We start from the raw sequence: 19,384 nt of genomic DNA, 5'->3' as shown, positions 1-19,384 counted from the left end.
CCGCCCCTTTTTTCATGCTCCGTGCCGGTTTCCCTGCCGTGAGCCGACCGAGGCGTGTTGCCCGCCGGCCCGCTCACTGTGGTCGCCTTCCCTGAATACGGCGGCGTTGCAACCGTTCTTGGTGCGGGCCACACGCCCACTCGCCCGAAAAACATCCTTTCGAGTCCATGATGAAAACACGGTGTTTGGGGGCTTCGAGGCGAGAAGGTCAGCTGTGAGAAATTTCGTTGGCGGTCTTGTTCTTGGCCAGGTTCTTTCCGCCGCTCACCAGTTCATGGTCAAAGTCGGCGAGGATGTGGCGCACCATGGTTTGAATCTCCCATGGCGCATAGGGTTCGACCACGCAACCGTACACCCCGGCTTCCATGGCTTCACGAATAAGCCCTCGAGAATCCTGGGCGCACAGCAAAATGACACGGCATGTCTTGCACGCCGCTCGCAGGCGTCCGTAGATCGTCGGCCCATGACGATGAATGGCCTCGCTGTCCAGGATCACGATGGCGTGGTCCACCTCCGCGAGACGTTCCATGAGGGCCGAAAAGCTCTCGACGCTTTCCGTTGGGGCTCCCGCGTGCGCCAAGGTTTCCAGCACGTGCGCGCGAACTTCCCCGCGCGAAACCCACAAATAAACTTTAGAGGGTTCCTTCCTGATGACCATATATTCCTGAGCGCCGAGCTCGGGCCGTGACCACACCCGGGCACCGCGAAGATAAGGTTCTACGGAATCACCCTGGCTCCATGGAAGCAGGGTCCGTGTACGCTTAGCCTTTTGCCGTCACCTTTTGCATCAGCTCCTCTTTAAAGCGCCCGACAAATTCGTCACGAAATTCACCAATGTCCATGGCTTCATCATGCCGGCCGGCAAGGTGCAAGGCCATGCCTTTGTACACCAATGCTTCCTTGATCCGCCCGTGTCGGGTGAGCACGTCGTCAAAGACCGCCACAGCCTCCTCATAGCGCTCCAACCCCATCAGAGCATACCCTGTGGCTATGGACTGGAACGGCTCCTGCTCCTCGTCCGCCTCGGGCAAGATGCTTTTCAGCACCGCCAAGCTCTCTAAGGCCTCTTGAAAGCGGCCCATGTCATTCAAGCACACGATCTTGAGGCGCAGCATCGCGGTGGCGTCCGAGGGCCCACACTGCAAGGACTTTTCCGCGCAATAGAGGGCTTCTTCAAACAATCCTTTCCCTATGAGGCGGTTCGCCGCCTCCTCGCACGATAGCTCGCGATTCACCCCCAGAAGGTGCTTGATCACCTCCTCATAGCTGGCTTCCAAAACCTTTCGACCCAGCCCGAATACAGGCCAGCCATGCCCCGGCATCACATGGTCGATGTTCATGCCCAGAAGATTTCTGAAGGTCTGAAGCATGTGGTCGAGCCGTCCGCCGCCGTGTTTGTCCGGCGCCGAAAGGCCGTAGGGCAAAACCGCATCGCCGCTGAAAAGGCTTCGCGTCTCCTTGTGGTAAAGACTGATGCCGTCAAATGTGTGGCCCGGTGTGTGCACGACCTGAAAGCTGAAGCGTCCCGTGTGCACCGTCTCCCCGCCTTGAACCAAACGCAGGGGGAAAGACAACGGTTCAAGATTTTTCTTCAACTCTTCCGGGCCGGCTTCATGGATGATAATTTCCATGGAGCCCTTTTCCCGAATGCCCCGGTAGTTGCACAGTTCCAGAACACCCATAGCATGATCAAAATGGCCATGCGTGATCATGACACGCCGGACCTGTGCCGGATCAAAGCCCAGATCGAAAAACTGCAGATAGGCTGTATAATCGTTTCCGGGATCGATGACGGTCAGACCATCATCTTCGATGACGTAGATGTTGGAAGAAAAATTGTATCCTTCAAGAAACCAGGTGTTTCTCCACAGAGGCTCATCGCTGTTGAACATCTCGCCGAGGCGTGTCCACCCTTGCGTGGGCTTTTCCAAATCGTAGGGCGTGCATTGAAGGTTTTCATGTTCGTTATCGCAGGGGGTTGCGGGCATGAGAGCATCCTTTCCTAGTGCCAGTGGCTTCTGATGACGCGGTAACCGCTGGTCTCGCCCTTATCTGAAAACGGCAGGAATGCCGGCCGGGAGGGATAGGTGGCCGAGGGCGGCTTCCTTCTGTTCCGAAGTGCCGCCCGCACGGTCATAGGGTTTACTCCAAGGGCCTCTCCTCGGCCCGTTCAAGGAACCAAGGAAAGGCCCTGGCTTATATGAGCTACGGCGCCGCATAGGGCAGGAAGTAGCTCAGTTTCATCTTCTCTGTGGGCCACCACTTGGTCTTCTTTTCCTCACCGGGATACACATCGGCTTCGTTGATCTTATTGATCACCAGTTCAATGAAATGAAATTCCGTCAGTTCGTATTTGGTGATGACCTCCGGGGGTAAATTCACGGCGTAACCCGTCTCTTTGCTGGTTTCCCAGCGAAACTCTTCGTTGGGTTCCGCTGTTTTTTCCCCTTTGGGGTTATAGACGGCCAACAGCCTGCCGATGACTTTGTCCCCGGGTTTCACTTTGAAATCGTTGTACACGTCATCCGGCAAATACCACCACAGGGCCCTGTAGCCCGTTTTCACGTAACCCCGAACCAACATGGGGTCAAATCCGCACACGCTCACTCGGCATTTTTCGGGCATGCTCACCCTCCTTTTACGTCGATAAAAGCGACCGCAGGTCCCTGACCTGGCCGTAGCAAAATTCCCAGAAAGCACTCACCTGATCATCGTCCAACTGTTGCGTCATGTGCATGCGGCGAACAAAGGGGCCCATATACTCTTCAATTTCCTGGGCAAATTCCATGACCAGAAAATCGTCCGTGCCGTCTCCATCCGCCATGTCCACATAGCTGGCTTTCCAGGTGAGCACCATGGATTTGAGGCGTTCCAGTTCCTGGGCCGCTTGGATTCGTGCCTTTTCCAATTGGACATCGCGCATAGGCATCCTACTGTTTCGCTTCAAAGGCGTAGCACTTTTTCACCACGTTGAAATCGGCCACGCACCAATAGTGAGGCCAATGGATTTTCTTGCACCAGCCGATAATGTCCGCCGGCGGGAACTTAGACCCCTTCAAAACCGGTTTGAGATGGGCGCATTGCCAGCAAATATGGTCGCTTTGCTTCTCGGGCACCAGAATGGTGTCGAGAAATTGCCGCGGGGTTAATTCTGCCATGGTCGCACCGCTCCTTTCTTTTACCATTCACTCACTTCGCCCTTTTTAATCTTTTCCTGGTACTCCTCCCAAACTTCAGGCGAAAGCTTTTGAATGTCCCACGTAAAGCCACACGATCCCGCCACACCGGTGGACGGCGGCTGCGGACGCCATCCTCGAACGGGGCGGCCGCGGATACTGAACTTGACCATATCGGCCTTGCCAAGATAGATCTCGCGCGGTAAGCAGTTGTAGGGGCGGGTCTTTCCCGACGTGCCGGGAAGGATCTCCTCGTAGCCGTTGTTTGGTTTGTCGGCGTACACGGGCAGAATGTCCGGTTTCTCTCCCGGTTTCTTGTCCGGCCCCTTGTACATGTGGCCTTGAATCATGTAGATGTAATAAACGTTTTCACAGCCGGCACACTTGATTTTGCCTTCCCAATTCCAAAAATAATACGGATCCAGGTAGTTGACCGTATCACAATCCTTGCACCAAATGATGTCACACATGGGCGGCTCCTCCCCCTCTAAATGAGGTTCTTTTCGTACCATTCTTCGATCTTGCTCATAGGGTACCCGAGCATTTCATGATAGATCTTGACGTTGTCCGCCCCCACGGGCCGCCAGATCCAGTTGACCCGGCGCGGTGTCTTGCTCAAAAGGCCGGCACTATGGCCACTCTGAATCAGCACGTCGCCGAAAAGAGGATCCTCCAGCCACCGGACCGTGCCTCTCTGCCGAAAATGCTCGGATTCATACACCTCTTTATCGTTCATGACGGGCATGGCCAAAAGGCCGGCATCGGTAAGAGTCTTGACCACCTGGGATCGCGTCTTATCCGCGGCCCATTCTTCCAAGGCTTTATAGATAACGATCTGGGCCTCAGGCCGCACGCGATCCTGCAAGGTTTTGTACTGATCCCACAGGTCGTTTCGACCGATGATGGCACACAACTCCTTGAAGTCCGGATCGTTGAAAGCGCTCACCACAGCATAGCGGGCTTCGTACTTGAGTTGGGGGTTGGGCTCATCGGGATAATCGCTTTTGCCACACAGAATAATGCCATGGACGCAGAGCTGCGTATCCCAGTTACCCCAACGCTGCCGCACAATGCCAAAACGGCCGTAAAGGGGCGCGGCATAGCCCAAGCACCTGGTGGCCGCCTGAACCTGGGAGAACTCGATCATGGTGCCCAGTCCCGTTTTTCGCCGCCAATACAACGCCGCCAAAATGGCCACCGTGATCTGGGTTCCGGAATACCAGTCGATACACCAGTTGGAATGCTTTGTGCAATGACCGCCAAAATCTTCATGGAAACCCGTAACGCTGGCCAAACCCGCATGGGCCTGCCCGAGAATGTCATAGGACCCGCCAAAGACCTTGGGACCATAGCCGAAGCCACCGCCCCACACATAAATGAACCGGGGGTTAATCTCCTGCAAATACCGGTAACTCTGTTTCCACCGGTCAAAAGTTCCGGGGCGATAGCATTCGGTCAGACCGTCGGATAGCTTCACCAGCCGGTAGAAGGCTTCCTTCATCTCCGGCACGTGATAGTCCATGGAAATATAATATTCGTTACTATTGGCATTCGTGAAGCCAAGGCCTGTTCCGGTCATGGGACGGGTGTCGTGCAGTGGGTAAAGGTAGCATTCGTTGAAAGGCGATGTGTGCCGCATGGGGTCCCCCATGCGCGGCATCTCTATCTTGATGCACTCCGCGCCCAATTCGGCGAGGTTGGCCACCGAATGGGGTGTGAAAATGTACATGGTGGTGCTCAACCATCGAATGCCTTTGAGGGCCTCCGGTTTGGTCTTCTCCTGGCCCGGCGCGAAGACCTTGCGGCAATACTCCTCATAAGGCATTTTCATTTCTTCCAGTTCCCCCTGGCTCTTGGGCCCTGGCAGATCTTCGATCCTGGTCACTCTCTGATCTTTCATCTCAGATCACTCCTTGTTCCTTGAGTTCCCTCAATTCACTCTGACCCAAACCGATGTATTTCATGAAAATTTCGGCGTTGTCATGGCCCAGAGGTCGTCCGAGCCATTTGACGCGAGCGGGGGTCCGCATTTGGTAGGCCGTGGTCGCCTCGGAATACATCAACGTTCCATACTGTTCATCTTCCAGCACGTTCACCCAAGGGCGATACTTGAAATGCGGGAACTCGGCCACTTCGTCGATGTAGAGCAGCGGGCCCGCTGCAATTTCGTATTCCATGAGCTTTTCTTCGGCTTCCACGCGGTTGATGTTGCGCAGCCACATGGCGGTCATGGTGTAGGTTTTGGTAAGGGCCTGCAGGGCATTGCGGGCGGCCATTTCCTTCAAGAGCGGGTCTTCGTGGATCAGACGGCCGAAAATGGGCAGTTCCCGCTCAATACACATGCCGATACGGTACCACAGACGGTCCGTCTGGCCCCCGATCATCATGTAACCGTCTTTGCAGGGGTTCCAGGCATACTGGTTCAGGTTGGGATCCCAACCACCCGTGCGGGCCTTGATGCTCTTGTTAAATCCGTACCACGTGATATCGAAGTCCAAAATATCCATGAGGGCTTCGGCAGCCGTGGTTTCGATAAATTGGCCTTCTCCACTAAACTCATCACGCCAGAAAAGTGCCGCCAGGGCATTGACCGCCGTCTGTTCCCCAGCCACGTAGTCGGCGAACCAGACGCCGGATCGGGTGGGATCGCCGCCCTTGCCTCGAGGCAGCAAGTCCTCGGGAAAACCCGTGTTGTGAATAAAAGAACAGGCCGCCTGGCCAAAGGGATCCAACATCCACTGGCCATACTTGGACACCCTGTCCTTCATGGGCCCCCATTGGCCATGCTCACCAATCCAGCAATAGATGAGCTTCGGGTTGATCTGGGACAATTGCCGATAGCCGATACCCAGATTGTCCATGTATCCAGGTGGATATTCTTCGATCAAAATGTCCGCATGCTGAGCCAGTTTGGTATAGAGTTCGCGGCCCTTTTCCGTTTCCAAGTTAATGGTCACGGAATAGGCGTTCCGCAGTTCATGAATGAAGTCCAAACCGCACTTGTCACCGTTTTTGTCTTCCAACATGTATTCTTCGCGGCCGAACGGGCTGAGCTTGCGCAGGGGATCCCCCGTAGGCGGCTCCACGTTGATCAATTCGGCACCCAGTTCACTCAAAAGTCCTGAAGCAAACTTATGACCCATGCGCCACTGACCGCACGACAGGACTCGAACCCCTTGCAGGGCTTCTGGTTTGCCCCGCGCGTAGTCAATCCGCAGATTGTCCTCGCACCATTTGCCGAATTCTTCCGCCTTTCTGCGCGCATAGACGGCCGCCACTTCCTCCGGGGACGGAGGTGGTGTGACCGGCCAGGGCCGAACATCCGGCCCCATCAATGGCAGGGTATCCTCCCGACTGTTAATCTCCACTTCCCGAGCTTTTTTCGCCATCTTTTGACCTCCTTAAGTTCCTGAACCTTCCCCATCGACACTTTTGCACCTTCGGGCTTCGCAACCCCAAATCCTGCCCCTCCAACAAGGGAAGTCCTGGCCCCGAAGTCCCGGTGCTTCATGCAGCCCTTTCGCCCACTCCCACCCCCTTTCCGCGCCAAGATTTCAGCGCCTCGCATCAGACCTTGCCGCCTTTCGAGGTCCGTGCCCGGATTGAGCCTTTGATCGCCTCCAACGGCTCCCTCTCCTTTGAAGAACGCTCAAGAGGCACCGGGGGCTCCTGGTTTCACCACGACTCAGAGATCAAAAAACCCGTCGCTTTTGAGATCACGCCCCACCCGACAACGCCCTATGCCTCAAGCTTTTTAGAACGCCTTGTGAAGCTTCTCGCCGACCTTTCCGCACCCGCGACAGGACGGCCTTGTCTTCAAGCGATAGACAGCAAATTTTTGCGAAGGCCAGCGGCCGACGGGCTCACGGCCGCACGGCTCACAACAGTTCAGGACGCTTTGTGACATCAGGGACGCTGACAATCTTTCACACTTACCTAACCATCCATCAACACGACGTGGCTATGGAAAAAGACCAACCGTGGGAAATAGTACGAGGAACGGAAGCGCCGCCTCATCGTCAGAAAGGGGAACAGGAAAAGGGACGACCGCCCGGAACGCTCCGGCACTGGAACCATCCACAGGCTCGAAGGACCACCTTTTTGATCGCCATTGCTTATTTCACAACTTCCGTGCCATGTGTGGCGGCTATGATTGTGCTTCATTTCACGCACCCGTTCTCGATTTCTTTTCAGACTCTTAAAGGATTCATGAAGTCTTTGGCTTTGGCGGCTTTCAAAGCTTTGGGGCAGCCTTGTGTCGCATGATCAGTCCGAAATTCGACGGAGAGCCTGCCATTTCACGTTTATACTTCTGGTTATCTTACACAAATCTCAGTTGTTTTTTTTCCGACTCTATTTTCCAGAATTTAGGCGCTGCCTTCGGGTCGCAAGCCGTAACGTTGAATTTTGCTGTAAAGCGTGCTTCGGCTCACCTGGAGTTTTCGGGCCGCTTCGTGCTTGTTCCACTGGGTTTGACGAAGCACTTGAAGAATCAAGCGCTTTTCGTTTTCTATCAGGGAGGCGGTGGGGGCCGCTTCGTGGGCGTGAACGAGAAAACGGGGCAGGTGTTGGCGCCGAATCGTGTCTTCCTGAGCCAGAATGACGGCATGACTTATGGCGTTTTCCAATTGCCGCACATTGCCCGGCCAATCGTAGTCCATCAGGGTCTGTAGGGCTCCGGAGGAAAACCCACTGACGGTCTTTCCCTCTTTGGCGCTATATTTTTTGAGAAAGTAATGGCTCAAATGGGGAATGTCCTCTTTGCGGTCTCGCAGGGGCGGTAAATGGATGGAGATAACATTGAGTCGGTAATAGAGGTCATCTCGAAATCGGCCGTTTTCCACTTCTTTGATCAGGTTGCGGTTCGTGGCCGCCAAGACCCGCACGTCCGCCTGTAGGGTGGATTCTCCACCGACCCTCTCAAAGCGGTGGTCCTGCAGAAAACGCAAAAGCAAAACCTGGGTGGCAGGAGCGATATCCCCGATTTCGTCCAAAAAGAGGGTCCCGCCTTGGGCTCTTTCGACGCGGCCCTTCTTTTGGCGAATGGCCCCTGTAAAGGCGCCTTTTTCGTGGCCGAACAGTTCGCTTTCCAGTAGGGTGGGAGAATAGGCGGAGCAGTGGGCAACCACGAACGGTCCCTTTTTGCGATGACTACGGTTGTGAATGGCGTGGGCGACGAGTTCCTTGCCCGTGCCGTTTTCTCCGGTGATGAGCACCGTGGCGTCGGAGGCAGCCACCAGGTCGATGAGTTCATTCACCTCTCGCATTTCCTTGCTGCACCCGATGATGCCATCTCGGTTCGTCAGAACGACGTCGTGAAAAGAAGGGCTGGCCACGGCGGTTTCTTCCATCACAAGGCGGTTTATGGCTTCGGAGGTCAGGGAAAAAAGCGTGTCCATGTAACTGCGCACATCTTGGGAAAGAGCTTTTACGGTGTCGGAGAGCCCCACGTACACGCCTAAAGCCCTTGGCGAGCCATTTGGCAAAGCATTTAAAAGACCAAAGTGCACCACGTATCGCGGCGCGGCCCAACGCCGCAGAATTTCCCGCAGGGTCTCGGCCGCCTCCGCGCTCTGCCCATTTGACAACCCTCGCCGCAACCTCTCAAAAACCCTCCCCGTTCGATTGGCTTCCACCAAAAGGTTCTTCAAGTTTTGAAGGGCTTGAGGAGCAACGGTCGAAGGTTCGCAAAAAATCAAATGGTCTTTGCCTGCCGCATCGGGCAAGACAAAAACCACGTCCACCGGGCCCACATCTTGGCGCACAGCCTGAGAAAGCCCGGCAAGAAGGCTGCTAAGGGTGGGAGCTCGTGTGGCTTCCGACACCACGTGCTGTAGCCTCTCGTAACTTGGAGCGTTTCGGATTTTTGCCCTGTCGCCAACCCTTGAGACTTTCCGGCCCGCCCCTTCCCCCCACGCCTTGTGGCTATCGGCCCATTCCATGCCGACCACGTACAAGCCTTCGCCTTCCTGCCGTAGGGGCGTCAACCGCACCACAGGCATATCGTTTGTGTTTCCATCCCCGTTTGGGCAAAAGGCGTGGCGCCCCTCAGGATCCATGAATTCCAGCGGGCATGTTTGGCCCAAAGACGTGCACGGATCCATGAGGCCTCGAACGGCTTGATAGCAAGGCTTGCCGATGGCCAGAGGGGGCCTTAAACCTCGCTTGAAATGAAACGTTTCATTGGCGTACACGATGATCTTGGATCGCGCTTCCACGACGAAAAAACCTTCACGTAACCCCTCCACGGCCCATTGGACAAGACTCCCATTTCCGCCCTCGACAACACTTAAATGCCGAGGGGCACCCATCTCATAGATCAGGCCCACCAAGGCCACCTTAGCCTTGACAGACACCGCCTCCATAACCACGCGCCATCCTTGCCTTTCAGCGCTCACGCCCCCCTGGTACTCCACGGGCTTGCTTCCTGCCCGCCGTAGATCCACTGCCAGTTGGCGCGGTGAAATGGAACATCCCAGAACCTTGAGAAGCTTTTCCAGAGGCCACCGCGGCGTATGTGGGCCGTAGGCAATGCCCAGGGCTTGTTTGAGCGCATCATTCAGATAGATGATGTTCCATGTGGCATCGACGAGGAAAAACCCTCGAAAGGTGTCTCCGCCCATCCCACTCCTCCGATCCATGGAAGTCCTTCGTCTGCTGGGTGGCGCATCTCTTAGGGACAACCCCTCATCGCAAGGACCCCCAAAGCCAAAACCCGACATGAACCATCTAGATTCTTCAAAAGCCTTCGGACAGGGACAGGGACAGGGACAGGGAGGATGAACGACTGCCATGAGTATGCACAGGAAAACCCGCTCAGTTGCTCACACTATGGCACCAGCACGGGGAATCTGTCAACAAAGTTCGCCGGAAAAAAGGCTCCCTCAACCGCTCTCCAACCCGCCCCTTGACCTGAAGGAAAAAGGTTTTAGTTTGTCAAGCAAAGGAATAACGAGAAACAATTCTCAAGACAGCAAAGGAGGTTGCCCATGGTGACCTTGAACATCGAAAAGCTACGAAAGGAAGGCCGGCCACTGTGGATGACGCACTGGGGCGTGGAAAATGTGGCTGACTTTTTGGGTGGTGGTGGCGATCTCTGGGCCGACCGGCTCCATGCGGAATGGGCTCGAGACGCTGGAGAAGAGGTGACGGAGCGCGAATCGGTCCACTAGTTTGAAGCCGCCTCTTCAGCAAGTCAAAGCCCGGTGTGCGCCGGGCTTTTTTTTGTGTGCTGCTTTGTCTCTAGCTGTGATCTCTTCGTAGGTTGTTCATCCGGAACCAACTGGCAAAAATAGGGCGAGCAAACCAATACGATCCACCAGGAGGTCAGAGTGAACAACCATAAGAATGCACGTCTAACGTTCCATGGTCGTGTCCTGCTCGTGCGCAGGGTGTTTGAGGAAGGACTTAGACCAACCGAAATCGCCCAGGCGATGGGTGTCCGTGTGAGAACCGTGTACAAGGGGCTTCGTCGTTACCCCGAAGAAGGCGTAAGTGGCTTGGAAACCCGCTCATTCCAAGCCCACCGCAGCCCGCTGGCAACGCCCAAGCCAGTGTGGTCAACGAGGTTCTTGCCAGGCGGCGACAACGGCAAACCTATCGGTAGATCGCCCACGCCGTCGGTAATGGCCAGAGCACGGTCGCTCGACTCCTCAAGCGGGCAGGGTTTAACCGTCTGTCCGCGCTGAAGCCACCCAGACCGGACAACCGCTACGCACATGAAGCCCCGGGTGACCTGTTGCATCTGGATATCAAAAAATTGGGCCGGTTCCAGCGCCCAGGGCATCGGGTGACCGGAAACCGGCAACAAAATACACATGGCGCTGGCTGGGACTACGTCCACATTGCCATTGATGACCACTCCCGGCTAGGCTTTGCAACCTTCCAGCCCGATGAAACCGCACGGAGCGCCAGCCGTGCCCCGCTCCAGACAGTCCGCGACAACGCTCCGCTGGGATTTCGTTTCAAGCGCGTATTGAGCGATAACGGTGCCGCCTACCGCTCGAGACGCTTTGAACGTCTTTGCCAACGCTTTGGCCTGAAACACCGCTTTAACAAGCCATACAGCCCCCCGAACCAATGGCAAGGCCGAACGCTTTATACAAACCGCCTTGCGTGAATGGGCTTATGCACAGTCCTATGACAGCTCTGAACAGCGAGTCCAAAAACCCCGCTTTGTCTGCATCAGGACAACTGGCATCGGCCCCACGCCAGCCTCCATGACCGGCCACCGATTAGCCGAAGAGGCGTCCCCATGAAAGACGTCATGAAATTACACAGCTAGCTCTTTCGCTCCATGAATAAAGCTCAAAAGGTCTTGTTTTGAAGCGAAAAGCTTGTGTTTGGCTGATATCAATCGCGTTGCCAACGGAGTGTTCGAAAACGCTCACAGGCTAAGGAACAGGGGGGTGTGTCGCGGCCTTTTAAATGCGCGCCAGGGGCTGAGCTGTTTGGAAATAAAACGCGGGTGAGCAACGTGTTCTTGGGTGCCGGAAGGAAACTGTGGCATGTTGTGGACTCCCGCATGCGCGGGACTGACGCGGGCGAGACCGCAAAAAATTGCCCAAAAAACTATAGGCTCACGCGTGCGTGAGAGTGACTATTTTCGGCCGCAAGAACTAGGGAATACAGGCCATGAACTCGCGCGGGTAAGTCCCCGACGATGTTGACCTTACTCGGAGAATAGGGGCCGAAGCCCCTTGTTCAAGAGAGTCCTCATGTCTTCGCGGCGAAAGAGCGCCGCACGGCATGAGGCGCTTTTCCAGGCTGCCTTTGCAGACGGCTTCTCAGGGCGCAGTGCGGCGCAGGAGGGCAAGGCCGAGGGTCGCCAGGTGGCAGAATCGACGAAAGGCCAGAAAAGCCCTTTCGTCCAGGGGCCGGTTTCCGGGCAGACGATCTCCGGCAAAAACGCCGGCCGGTTGATGCGCCCATCCCACCCGTCCCACGAACAGTTCTCGAGCGGGAAAAAATTGAAGTACCTCCGGCGTGATGAGCCCTTTGATGCTGGGTGGACTCTTCTCATGCACCCACAGCCACGCGGGTCCTCGAAGGACGTGGGCCAAGAGGTTGGGATACGGCTCAACGGGCACGAGCAGGCCTTGAAAGCGAGCATCCAAGGGCCCGTAAAGGTTTTTCAACTCAAGGAATCTTTCATCGGGTGTCAAGCGAAAGTAGCCCAGGCGGTCCAAGCCGGCCCCTTCGAGAAGGCCGCGTGCGGCTCGATCGAGAACACCTTGGGAGTGTCCGCGCGCCTCATCCACCAGGTACGCCAGCAGGTCATCCAGAAGTTCCAGTTGCCTTTCGGCATCGGCCGGTCCCCAGAGATCCTCGCGCAGCATCGGGGGTTCCTGCTCTCGAATCTCAACGAGTCGCGTGGCCATCACGTCCTTTTCTTTGGCCGCCGCTGTCGGTTCTTTGGCTGTCAACAACGCTTCCTCTGTCATCGGAAGTTCTTGGGAAAATTCCCGCGCCTTTCTTTCGGCGGCTTCCAGCAAGCGCAGCACGGTCGCTTCGGGAACTTTCAACCGATCCACCGCCGCTTCCAGTGCCGCAGTCCACGCTTCGGATTCGCGTCCTTGCTCAAAGGCGAGTGAGAGCGCCGATGCGGCGCGCACGCATTGAATGCGAGCATCGGTTTCTTCCCGATGCAGGGCCGCCTTTTTGACCAGGTCCCCCAAAGTCCATTCTTCGGCAAGGCGCACCGTGAGCCGGCGCGTTTCAAAACCAAACACCTCCTTTTCCATCGCGGGTTGTTCTGTGGCGGCGCACCGGGAGCGTTTTTCCCGAAAGGCCAATACGGTCTCCAAAGGAACCACGCACAGAAGGCTCAGGAGTCCAATATCCAAAAGCAATCCAGCCGCATACAGCTCCTCCGGCGAGCCGTCCCTTAGGGTCTCTCCGATCCATTGGGCCATCAGAGCCTGTCTGTAGGCGCGAAGAGCGCAGCGCACAATCTCGTAAAGCCGTTGGTCGCTGTAGGTTTCTTCCACAAAGCGTGCAAACAGGCACGCTTGGCGCACGGCATCAAATCCCACAACCACCACGGCTCGCGGAATGGCTATAACTTTTTTCAAACCGGGATTGTAAAAGGCACTGTTGGCCATGCGCAGAATTCGGGCGCTCATGAAAGGGTCTTTGGCCACGGCCTCGGCCATGGCGGCGGAGGACGTGCCGGTCTGGGAAAACACGCGAGCGATGGCCATGACCGTCGAACGCAGGATCGGCAATTCGGCGCGTCCCACCTGGCGTGCCCAATAATTGGCCCCTCGAAACCCGGACACCTGCACCGCCCCAGCCGTTGTCCCTTTGTCGGATTCCTTCATAAGGTTCTCGCCACTCCTAGTCCCCTCACATCATGAAGGGCCGAACGGGATAGTCGGGCAGAGAATCCCGGGACACGAAGCCCTGCAGGGTTTCCACCATGGCCTGCAAGGTCGAAGCGCGGCACGATTTGTGGTAGTAGTAGGCTCCGTAAGAATAGTTCTGGCAGATCCAAAAGGCAAAATGGCGAAAACGCCGCACGGCTTCCCGTTCTGGCACGCGTTGACGAAGGAGAAGTCCGTATTGTCCCACCACGTGAGCCACATTCGGGGGATCGGGAAGGGTGCCCGTGGCACGAAGATGGCATAAATCCGAAAAAATCCAGGGACGCATCAGGGCCGCTCGACCAATCATCACCCCATCGCATCCTGTCTCTTCCATCATGCGAAGCCCATCCTGGGGTGAAAACACGTCGCCGTTTCCAATAAGGGGTATGGCAAGAAGGCGCTTCCACTGCTTCAAAACATCCCAACGCGCGGGCCTTTTGAAAAGGTCCCGTGGATAACGGGCATGTAACACCACCGCATCCACGCCGCACCGGTGCAACAGTTCCGCCCACCGCTGCGCCGTCTCGTTGGGCCCTTCCGGAATCCTCATCTTCACCATGAACGGGCCTTCCAGCACGCGCCGGGCTTCCCTGAGAATTTCACGCACTCGTTGGGGACGCTGCAACAGAGCAGCCCCCCATCCGTATCGAGCCGGCATGCCCCGGCAACAGCCCAGATTGAAGTTAAAAACATCAAATCGGCCAAGAGCTTGCAACTTTTCAAAGGCCTTGGCCACCACGACAGGGTCGTCCCCCACCACTTGGCATGCACGGGGTCGATCCTTCAGGCCTGCGGCACAGTAAGGATCTTTTTCTGGACGGGAAGACGCCACAATGCGGGCGTTGAGCATTTCGGTGAAGTAAAGTCCACATCCACCCCATTGCGCCACCAGATCTCGAAAACACGCATGGGTCAAATCGGCCATGGGAGCCATGACCCATGGAATTGGCAAATTCATCCTGATCTCAGAAAAACATCTTTTCCGGGGGTCTTCTTTCGGGAACCACCACACGAGGGATCTTTCCCTCATTCCAGGCCTGGGACACGTACAAGCCACAGTAGCAGCTGCCGTATTCCGCCACGTCGGGATCTCGATAGGCGCACGGGCAGATGATGTCCTGGTCCTTTTCGCGGTCACCGGACGCTAATCGGCACGGGCACACCATGTACCCGTACCGGTTTTTGTTGATGAGAAGGCTTTCCAGAAGAGGCAACGTCATGCCCTCAAGATCTCGGTTGAAGTAGAAACCTTTGGCTTCCTGAATGGGGCGAAGCTTTTCATAAAGCTCAGCGGCCGTCATTGATTCAAAGCCTCCTGAATTTCATCCTTTCGAAACCCCACGATGACCTTATCGCCAATAAGGATGGTCGGAAAGGTGCAGTTCGGATTGAAACGCTTAACCTCTTCGATCATCGCTTGGCGTTCTTCGCCCTGTAGAGTATCCACGTCCACACAGTCATAGGCGACGCCGCACTCGTTGAGAAAATCCTTCGTGTGGCGACAATGAATACAGGTGCTCAGTGCGTAGAGCTTGACCGGTTTGTCCGACATGCGACTTCTCCTTCTTGCTATCCATAGCCGTTGACAAAATCTTTTCTCTGGCCCTTCTAACATAAAAGCCCAGGTTGTCCAACGCAAGTTGAGCGAAATGGAAGCGGCGCAGGGCCTGTCTTTTCAAACGGCTATGGTTTTCCGTTGCTTAGGATCTGTTCCAGCTTTCGCGTCAGGTAGGACAAGGGATAGGTCAAGGCCAGGTAAAGCAGCGCCAAGGGCAGGTAGGCTTCGAAGGTCTTGTAGGTGGTGGCGTTGATGACTTCCGAGGCTTTGGTCAGTTCTCGCACGGAAATAACGGACAAGAGCGACGAATCCTTGATCAAGGAAACGAATTGTCCTGTCACCGGTGGAATAATGCGCCGAAAAGCTTGAGGCAGCACCACGTAGCGCATGGTTTGACGGTCGCTGAGGCCCGTGGATTTGGCCGCCTCGATTTGCCCCGGATCAATGGATTCAATGCCGGCCCGTACCATTTCTGTAATGTACGCTCCGGAAAAGAAGGCCAGCGTCACCATGCCGATGACAAACGGATTGTCATAGCGAACGGCCGGGGCCAGGCAAAAATAGAAAATATAAACCTGCACCAGCAATGGGGTGCCGCGAAAGAGTTCCACGTAATAGGACGCCAGGGCTCGAAGGATTTCGTTCCTGGAAACCCTAGCCAACCCTCCGGCCACACCCATGACAAAACCCATGGCGATGGCACCCAGGGAAATCCACAGTGTGTAAACAAACCCTTTGATAAAAAGGCTTCGATACTGCCATGGAACTCGCCAATTCCAAGGGTATTCCAGAGCGCCCAACAAAAGGGCCAAGGTCGCAACGACCAAGGCCCCAAGAAGACAGCGCACAGCGATGCGATACATCATGGATGGATCACGGCTCCGAGGTGTTTCTTGTACAACGCGTCATAGCGGCCGTCACCTTTGATGGTGTCCAGAAAGGTGTTCAGCCAGTTGAGAAAGTCAAAGTCCCCCTTGCGCAAGGCCATGGCAAAGGGTTCATAGGTAAAGGGCTCAAGAATGGCTCGCGTGGTGCTCTTGTTCTGGCTGTGGTGTTTGGCAATGGAAATCTGATCATAAAAGAAGGCATCGGCCCGCCCTTCCACCACTTCCCGCACGCAGGCGGTTTCATCTTTGAACCGGTTGATGGTGGCGTTGGGAAAGCGTTTGGTGGCCACCAGGTCTCCTGTGGTCCCTGTTTTGACGGCAAGAATGCGTCCGGAAGCGTTTAGATCCTCCACGGAGCTAACATCCGCGGCCCTCTTGGCGCTCAACAGCACACACAGGCCCGTGGTGAAGTAAGGTTCCGTAAAGGTGACCGCCTTGGCCCTTTCCAAAGTGCGCGTCATGCCGGAAATAACCAAGTCCACCTTGCCACTTTGAAGGGCCGGAATCAAACCCGTCCATTCCATGTCCTTGATTTCCAGTTTGACGCCCAGCTCCTGCGCGATGAGCTTGGCCAGATCCACATCAAAGCCCATGGGTTCACCCTTGGTGTCGGCATATTCAAAGGGGTAGTACTCCACCTCCATGCCCACAATGAGGGTGCCTCGCTGAAGGATTTGGTTCAGGGTGCTGGCCTGAAAAATTTCGTGGGGCGTCACCGCTTGGGCGCCCACCGACGCCCACACCATGCCCATCATCACCGCCACGATCAGGGCTCTTCTCATGACGTGCCTCCTTTGCTATGTTGGAAAAGTTCCCACCATTTTTCCAAAAGCTCTCTTTCCCTCATGGCCATTCGTGTCAAAGAAAAATCATACCGCACAGGATCCTCGGGCTGCAGGCGCCGAAACGCTTCAGTGATCTCCATGGCGGTCTTCATATCGGCATGCCGGCGCTGGGTGAGGCCGCAGGTTTGGGCGATGGCCAGCATGTGCGTATCCACAGGGACCATGAGATCCCTTGGATGCAGGCACGACCATCCACCGGGATCCACGGCGTCGCAGCGCACAAGCCAGCGCAAAAAAAGGTGCCATCGCTTGCACGCACTGCCGCAGGACGGCCTGGCCACCAGTCGATGCCGTGCCGGCGGTTCGGCCGAGCCGGAACGCGTCATAAGTCCCGCAAAGAGATCGATGCCCTTCACAAGGTCCCCTCGACTCCGCTTCAAACAAGACGCCATGGCCGATTCCAGCGATCCATAGGTACGAAGCACATGGGAAAGACTCTTCAAAAACGATCGAAGATCCTCCTCATGAAAAAACCGGTACCGGAATCCTCGGCACACCGCCATCAGATCGGCCGCATTGGCGTTTCGTAAAAAGAACGCAGGGCTGTTCCCCAGTCGCTCGAGGACGCCCTGCACCTGGTCAACGATGCTCTGCGCTCTTCCCACGGCAAGGGAGGCGGCGAGAAGAGCCGCCACTTCCCGATCTTCAAGCCTTTCATAGGCATAGACGCATTGAAGTGGATCGGGCGGCACCATATCCCGGCGATGAAACCGTTCAAACACAAAGTCCACAAAAAACTTCAGACGCTCAGAATCCTTCACCGCCTTGCCCGTCCATCGCCTTGACAAGATGTCGCCATTCAAAAGTTCTCTTTCTTTGTAATGCATTTTGGCTTGACGGCAAGAGCGCTTATGGAGTTCGCCTGGAGGTGTTACAAAAAAAGGCGGTTTTGACTTAAATCAAGGCAAAAGCCATGTCAGGGTCTTAGATTATGGCTGCAAGCATCACCACGAGCCGAGCCGCGAGAAAGGAGTGCCGTCATGAGATGTCCCGGACAAGATAGCCGGTTCTGGAAACCAGGGGCCATTTTTGAAGCCAAGTGCCCACAGTGCGGACAATCGGTCGAATTCTTCAAGGACGAAACGAGCCGAAAGTGCGCTCGATGCGGCCATAAGTTCGTGAACCCTCGCATGGACTTTGGTTGCGCGGCCTATTGCAAGTTTGCCGACCAGTGCCTGGGAGATCTTCCGCCGGAGCTGCTGGCACAAAGGGAAAATCTTCTAAAGGACCGAGTGGCCGTGGAAATGAAAAAAAACTTCGGACGCGATTTCAAACGCATCGCCCATGCGGGCCGAGTGGCCCGCTACGCGGAGAAACTGGCCGTCCCCGTGGGGGCCGATCCCGCGGTGGTGCTGATCGCCGCCCTGCTTCACGAAGTGACGCCCAATGGAACACCGGACCCGGCTTCCACAAAGGCCAAAGAACTGCTTTTTCGGTTGGGAGCCCGCCCGGACCTGGTGGACGAAGTCTGCGCCGTCATCGACGCCATAGCCCACTCCAGCGGCCAGGGAAGCCTTAATGAACAGTGTCTTCGAGACGCCCATCGCCTGGCCGAATTGGAGGAAATCGTGGCCAAACATCCCGAAGAGGCCGAGTTTCAACGGGAAACCATGTCGAAAGACTTCCTTACGGAAACGGCACGATCCCTGGCCGAACGCCTTATGCGCGGCGAAAAAGTCTGACGGACACCCTCGCGATTCATTCATCCTAGGTCTAGCTCAAAGGAGTCCGCATCATGAAAGTGATCAGAAAAATCATCGAAATCGATCCGGACCGCTGTGACGGCTGCGGCCAATGCGTTATCTCCTGCGCTGAAGGCGCCATCGAAATCATCGACGGTAAGGCCACACTGGTCTCCGAAGCCTATTGCGACGGCCTGGGCGCCTGCCTGGGCGAATGCCCTCAAGGCGCTTTGAAGCTTGTTGAAAGGGAAGCCGAGGACTTCGATCCCGAGGCCGTGGAACACTACCTGGAACATAAGCACGCCGGACAAGCGGCAAAGGCCCGGACCTTTCACGCCGTCCCTCAGTGCCCGTCGCATCAGATCCACATGCTTAAGAAAGAGCCGGCTCCGTTCCACAACCCTAACCCCGCTTCCACAGCATCGGCGCTGTCCCACTGGCCCGTGCAGATTCGCCTCATTCCACCTGACGCCCCCTTTCTGCAAGAGGCGAATCTTCTGGTGGCCGCCGATTGCACCGCCGTGGCCGTGCCGAATTTTCATGAAAAATTCCTTAACGGTCGTGTGGTCATGATCGGATGCCCCAAGTTTGACAACATTATGGACTACGCGGAACGGTTCGCCAAAATTTTTGCCCACAACGCCATTCGCCGCGTCACCGTGCTGTCCATGGAAGTTCCGTGCTGTTCGGCCCTGTTGGGCGTGGTCCGCAAAGGCATGGAAAACGCGGGTAAAAAAGTGCCCCTGGAAGAAGTGGTCGTCGGCATTCAAGGCGACGTGCTGGAAACTCGAACCATCATCCCCGACAACAGCCCTCAAACCTCGTCAAACCAGGACTGATGCGCAACGAACCATCCCCATCAAGGACAA

General features: G+C 56.0%; 19 protein-coding genes and 1 pseudogene. 4 read left to right on the top strand and 16 right to left on the bottom strand.

Features of this window, described 5'->3' with window-relative positions; genetic code table 11:
- Window positions 1–208 precede the first annotated feature (208 nt).
- From EDC27_RS07175 to EDC27_RS07125, 9 genes are all read right to left on the bottom strand, one after another.
- Window positions 209–658, bottom strand: coding sequence for a response regulator (locus EDC27_RS07175; RefSeq protein ID WP_123289929.1), 450 nt, complete (start codon window positions 656–658; stop codon window positions 209–211).
- 103 nt (window positions 659–761) lie between these two features.
- The gene (locus tag EDC27_RS07170; RefSeq protein ID WP_123289928.1) at window positions 762–1,988 is read right to left on the bottom strand and encodes an MBL fold metallo-hydrolase; all 1,227 of its coding nucleotides are present in this window, start codon (window positions 1,986–1,988) and stop codon (window positions 762–764) included.
- Window positions 1,989–2,205: 217 nt separating this feature from the next.
- Window positions 2,206–2,625 carry a hypothetical protein gene (locus EDC27_RS07165; RefSeq protein ID WP_123289927.1) on the bottom strand — a complete coding sequence of 140 codons (420 nt, stop codon included), beginning with the start codon at window positions 2,623–2,625 and terminating at the stop codon, window positions 2,206–2,208.
- 13 nt (window positions 2,626–2,638) lie between these two features.
- Window positions 2,639–2,923: a hypothetical protein gene (locus EDC27_RS07160; RefSeq protein ID WP_148045706.1), complete on the bottom strand. Its 285-nt coding sequence runs from the start codon at window positions 2,921–2,923 to the stop codon at window positions 2,639–2,641.
- A 7-nt stretch (window positions 2,924–2,930) separates the two neighbouring features.
- A complete protein-coding gene (locus EDC27_RS07155; RefSeq protein ID WP_123289925.1) occupies window positions 2,931–3,158 on the bottom strand; it encodes a hypothetical protein in 228 nt (75 codons plus the stop codon).
- 20 nt (window positions 3,159–3,178) lie between these two features.
- Complete coding sequence (locus tag EDC27_RS07150) at window positions 3,179–3,646, bottom strand: hypothetical protein (protein WP_123289924.1); 468 nt, start codon at window positions 3,644–3,646, stop codon at window positions 3,179–3,181.
- A 17-nt stretch (window positions 3,647–3,663) separates the two neighbouring features.
- The gene (locus EDC27_RS07145) at window positions 3,664–5,076 is read right to left on the bottom strand and encodes a CaiB/BaiF CoA transferase family protein (RefSeq protein WP_123289923.1); all 1,413 of its coding nucleotides are present in this window, start codon (window positions 5,074–5,076) and stop codon (window positions 3,664–3,666) included.
- A 1-nt stretch (window position 5,077) separates the two neighbouring features.
- Window positions 5,078–6,565 carry a CaiB/BaiF CoA transferase family protein gene (locus tag EDC27_RS07140; RefSeq protein WP_123289922.1) on the bottom strand — a complete coding sequence of 496 codons (1,488 nt, stop codon included), beginning with the start codon at window positions 6,563–6,565 and terminating at the stop codon, window positions 5,078–5,080.
- Window positions 6,566–7,543: 978 nt separating this feature from the next.
- Window positions 7,544–9,817: a sigma-54 interaction domain-containing protein gene (locus tag EDC27_RS07125; protein WP_170161668.1), complete on the bottom strand. Its 2,274-nt coding sequence runs from the start codon at window positions 9,815–9,817 to the stop codon at window positions 7,544–7,546.
- Between the two features lie 348 nt (window positions 9,818–10,165).
- Here EDC27_RS07125 and EDC27_RS07120 point away from each other — a divergent pair, with 348 nt between their 5' ends.
- Entirely contained in the window at window positions 10,166–10,348 is a 183-nt protein-coding gene (locus tag EDC27_RS07120; protein WP_123289918.1) for a hypothetical protein, read from the top strand.
- 159 nt (window positions 10,349–10,507) lie between these two features.
- A pseudogene (locus tag EDC27_RS07115) lies at window positions 10,508–11,460 on the top strand (IS481 family transposase).
- A gap of 502 nt (window positions 11,461–11,962) precedes the next feature.
- On the opposite strand, the gene EDC27_RS07110 reads toward EDC27_RS07115, so the two are convergent.
- From EDC27_RS07110 to EDC27_RS07080, 7 genes are all read right to left on the bottom strand, one after another.
- Window positions 11,963–13,498: an HDOD domain-containing protein gene (locus EDC27_RS07110; RefSeq protein WP_123289917.1), complete on the bottom strand. Its 1,536-nt coding sequence runs from the start codon at window positions 13,496–13,498 to the stop codon at window positions 11,963–11,965.
- A 25-nt stretch (window positions 13,499–13,523) separates the two neighbouring features.
- A complete protein-coding gene (locus EDC27_RS07105) occupies window positions 13,524–14,495 on the bottom strand; it encodes a tRNA dihydrouridine synthase (protein WP_170161667.1) in 972 nt (323 codons plus the stop codon).
- Between the two features lie 13 nt (window positions 14,496–14,508).
- On the bottom strand, window positions 14,509–14,844 hold the full coding sequence (locus tag EDC27_RS07100; protein WP_123289915.1) for a ferredoxin-thioredoxin reductase catalytic domain-containing protein: 336 nt from the start codon (window positions 14,842–14,844) through the stop codon (window positions 14,509–14,511).
- The gene (locus tag EDC27_RS07095) at window positions 14,841–15,095 is read right to left on the bottom strand and encodes a glutaredoxin family protein (protein WP_123289914.1); all 255 of its coding nucleotides are present in this window, start codon (window positions 15,093–15,095) and stop codon (window positions 14,841–14,843) included. Before EDC27_RS07095 ends, EDC27_RS07100 begins: the two co-directional genes overlap by 4 nt.
- A 131-nt stretch (window positions 15,096–15,226) precedes the next feature.
- Complete coding sequence (locus EDC27_RS07090; RefSeq protein WP_211334808.1) at window positions 15,227–15,967, bottom strand: amino acid ABC transporter permease; 741 nt, start codon at window positions 15,965–15,967, stop codon at window positions 15,227–15,229.
- Window positions 15,964–16,770 (bottom strand): transporter substrate-binding domain-containing protein, encoded by an 807-nt coding sequence (locus EDC27_RS07085; RefSeq protein ID WP_123289912.1) that lies wholly within the window; start codon window positions 16,768–16,770, stop codon window positions 15,964–15,966. The genes EDC27_RS07090 and EDC27_RS07085 overlap by 4 nt, the downstream gene beginning before the upstream one ends.
- Complete coding sequence (locus tag EDC27_RS07080) at window positions 16,767–17,594, bottom strand: TIGR02757 family protein (RefSeq protein ID WP_170161666.1); 828 nt, start codon at window positions 17,592–17,594, stop codon at window positions 16,767–16,769. The genes EDC27_RS07085 and EDC27_RS07080 overlap by 4 nt, the downstream gene beginning before the upstream one ends.
- Window positions 17,595–17,813: 219 nt before the next feature.
- Between EDC27_RS07080 and EDC27_RS07075 the strand changes: the two genes are divergently transcribed.
- Both EDC27_RS07075 and EDC27_RS07070 read left to right on the top strand, forming a co-directional pair.
- Entirely contained in the window at window positions 17,814–18,515 is a 702-nt protein-coding gene (locus EDC27_RS07075; protein WP_123289910.1) for an HD domain-containing protein, read from the top strand.
- A gap of 53 nt (window positions 18,516–18,568) precedes the next feature.
- The gene (locus EDC27_RS07070) at window positions 18,569–19,354 is read left to right on the top strand and encodes an ATP-binding protein (RefSeq protein ID WP_123289909.1); all 786 of its coding nucleotides are present in this window, start codon (window positions 18,569–18,571) and stop codon (window positions 19,352–19,354) included.
- The last annotated feature ends 30 nt before the right edge of the window (window positions 19,355–19,384 follow it).

Source organism: Desulfosoma caldarium (assembly GCF_003751385.1).
In the GTDB taxonomy this organism is placed as follows: Bacteria; Desulfobacterota; Syntrophobacteria; order Syntrophobacterales; family DSM-9756; genus Desulfosoma; species Desulfosoma caldarium.
Note: the sequence above shows the minus strand (reverse complement) of the source record. Positions and strands in the feature narration are given on the sequence as shown.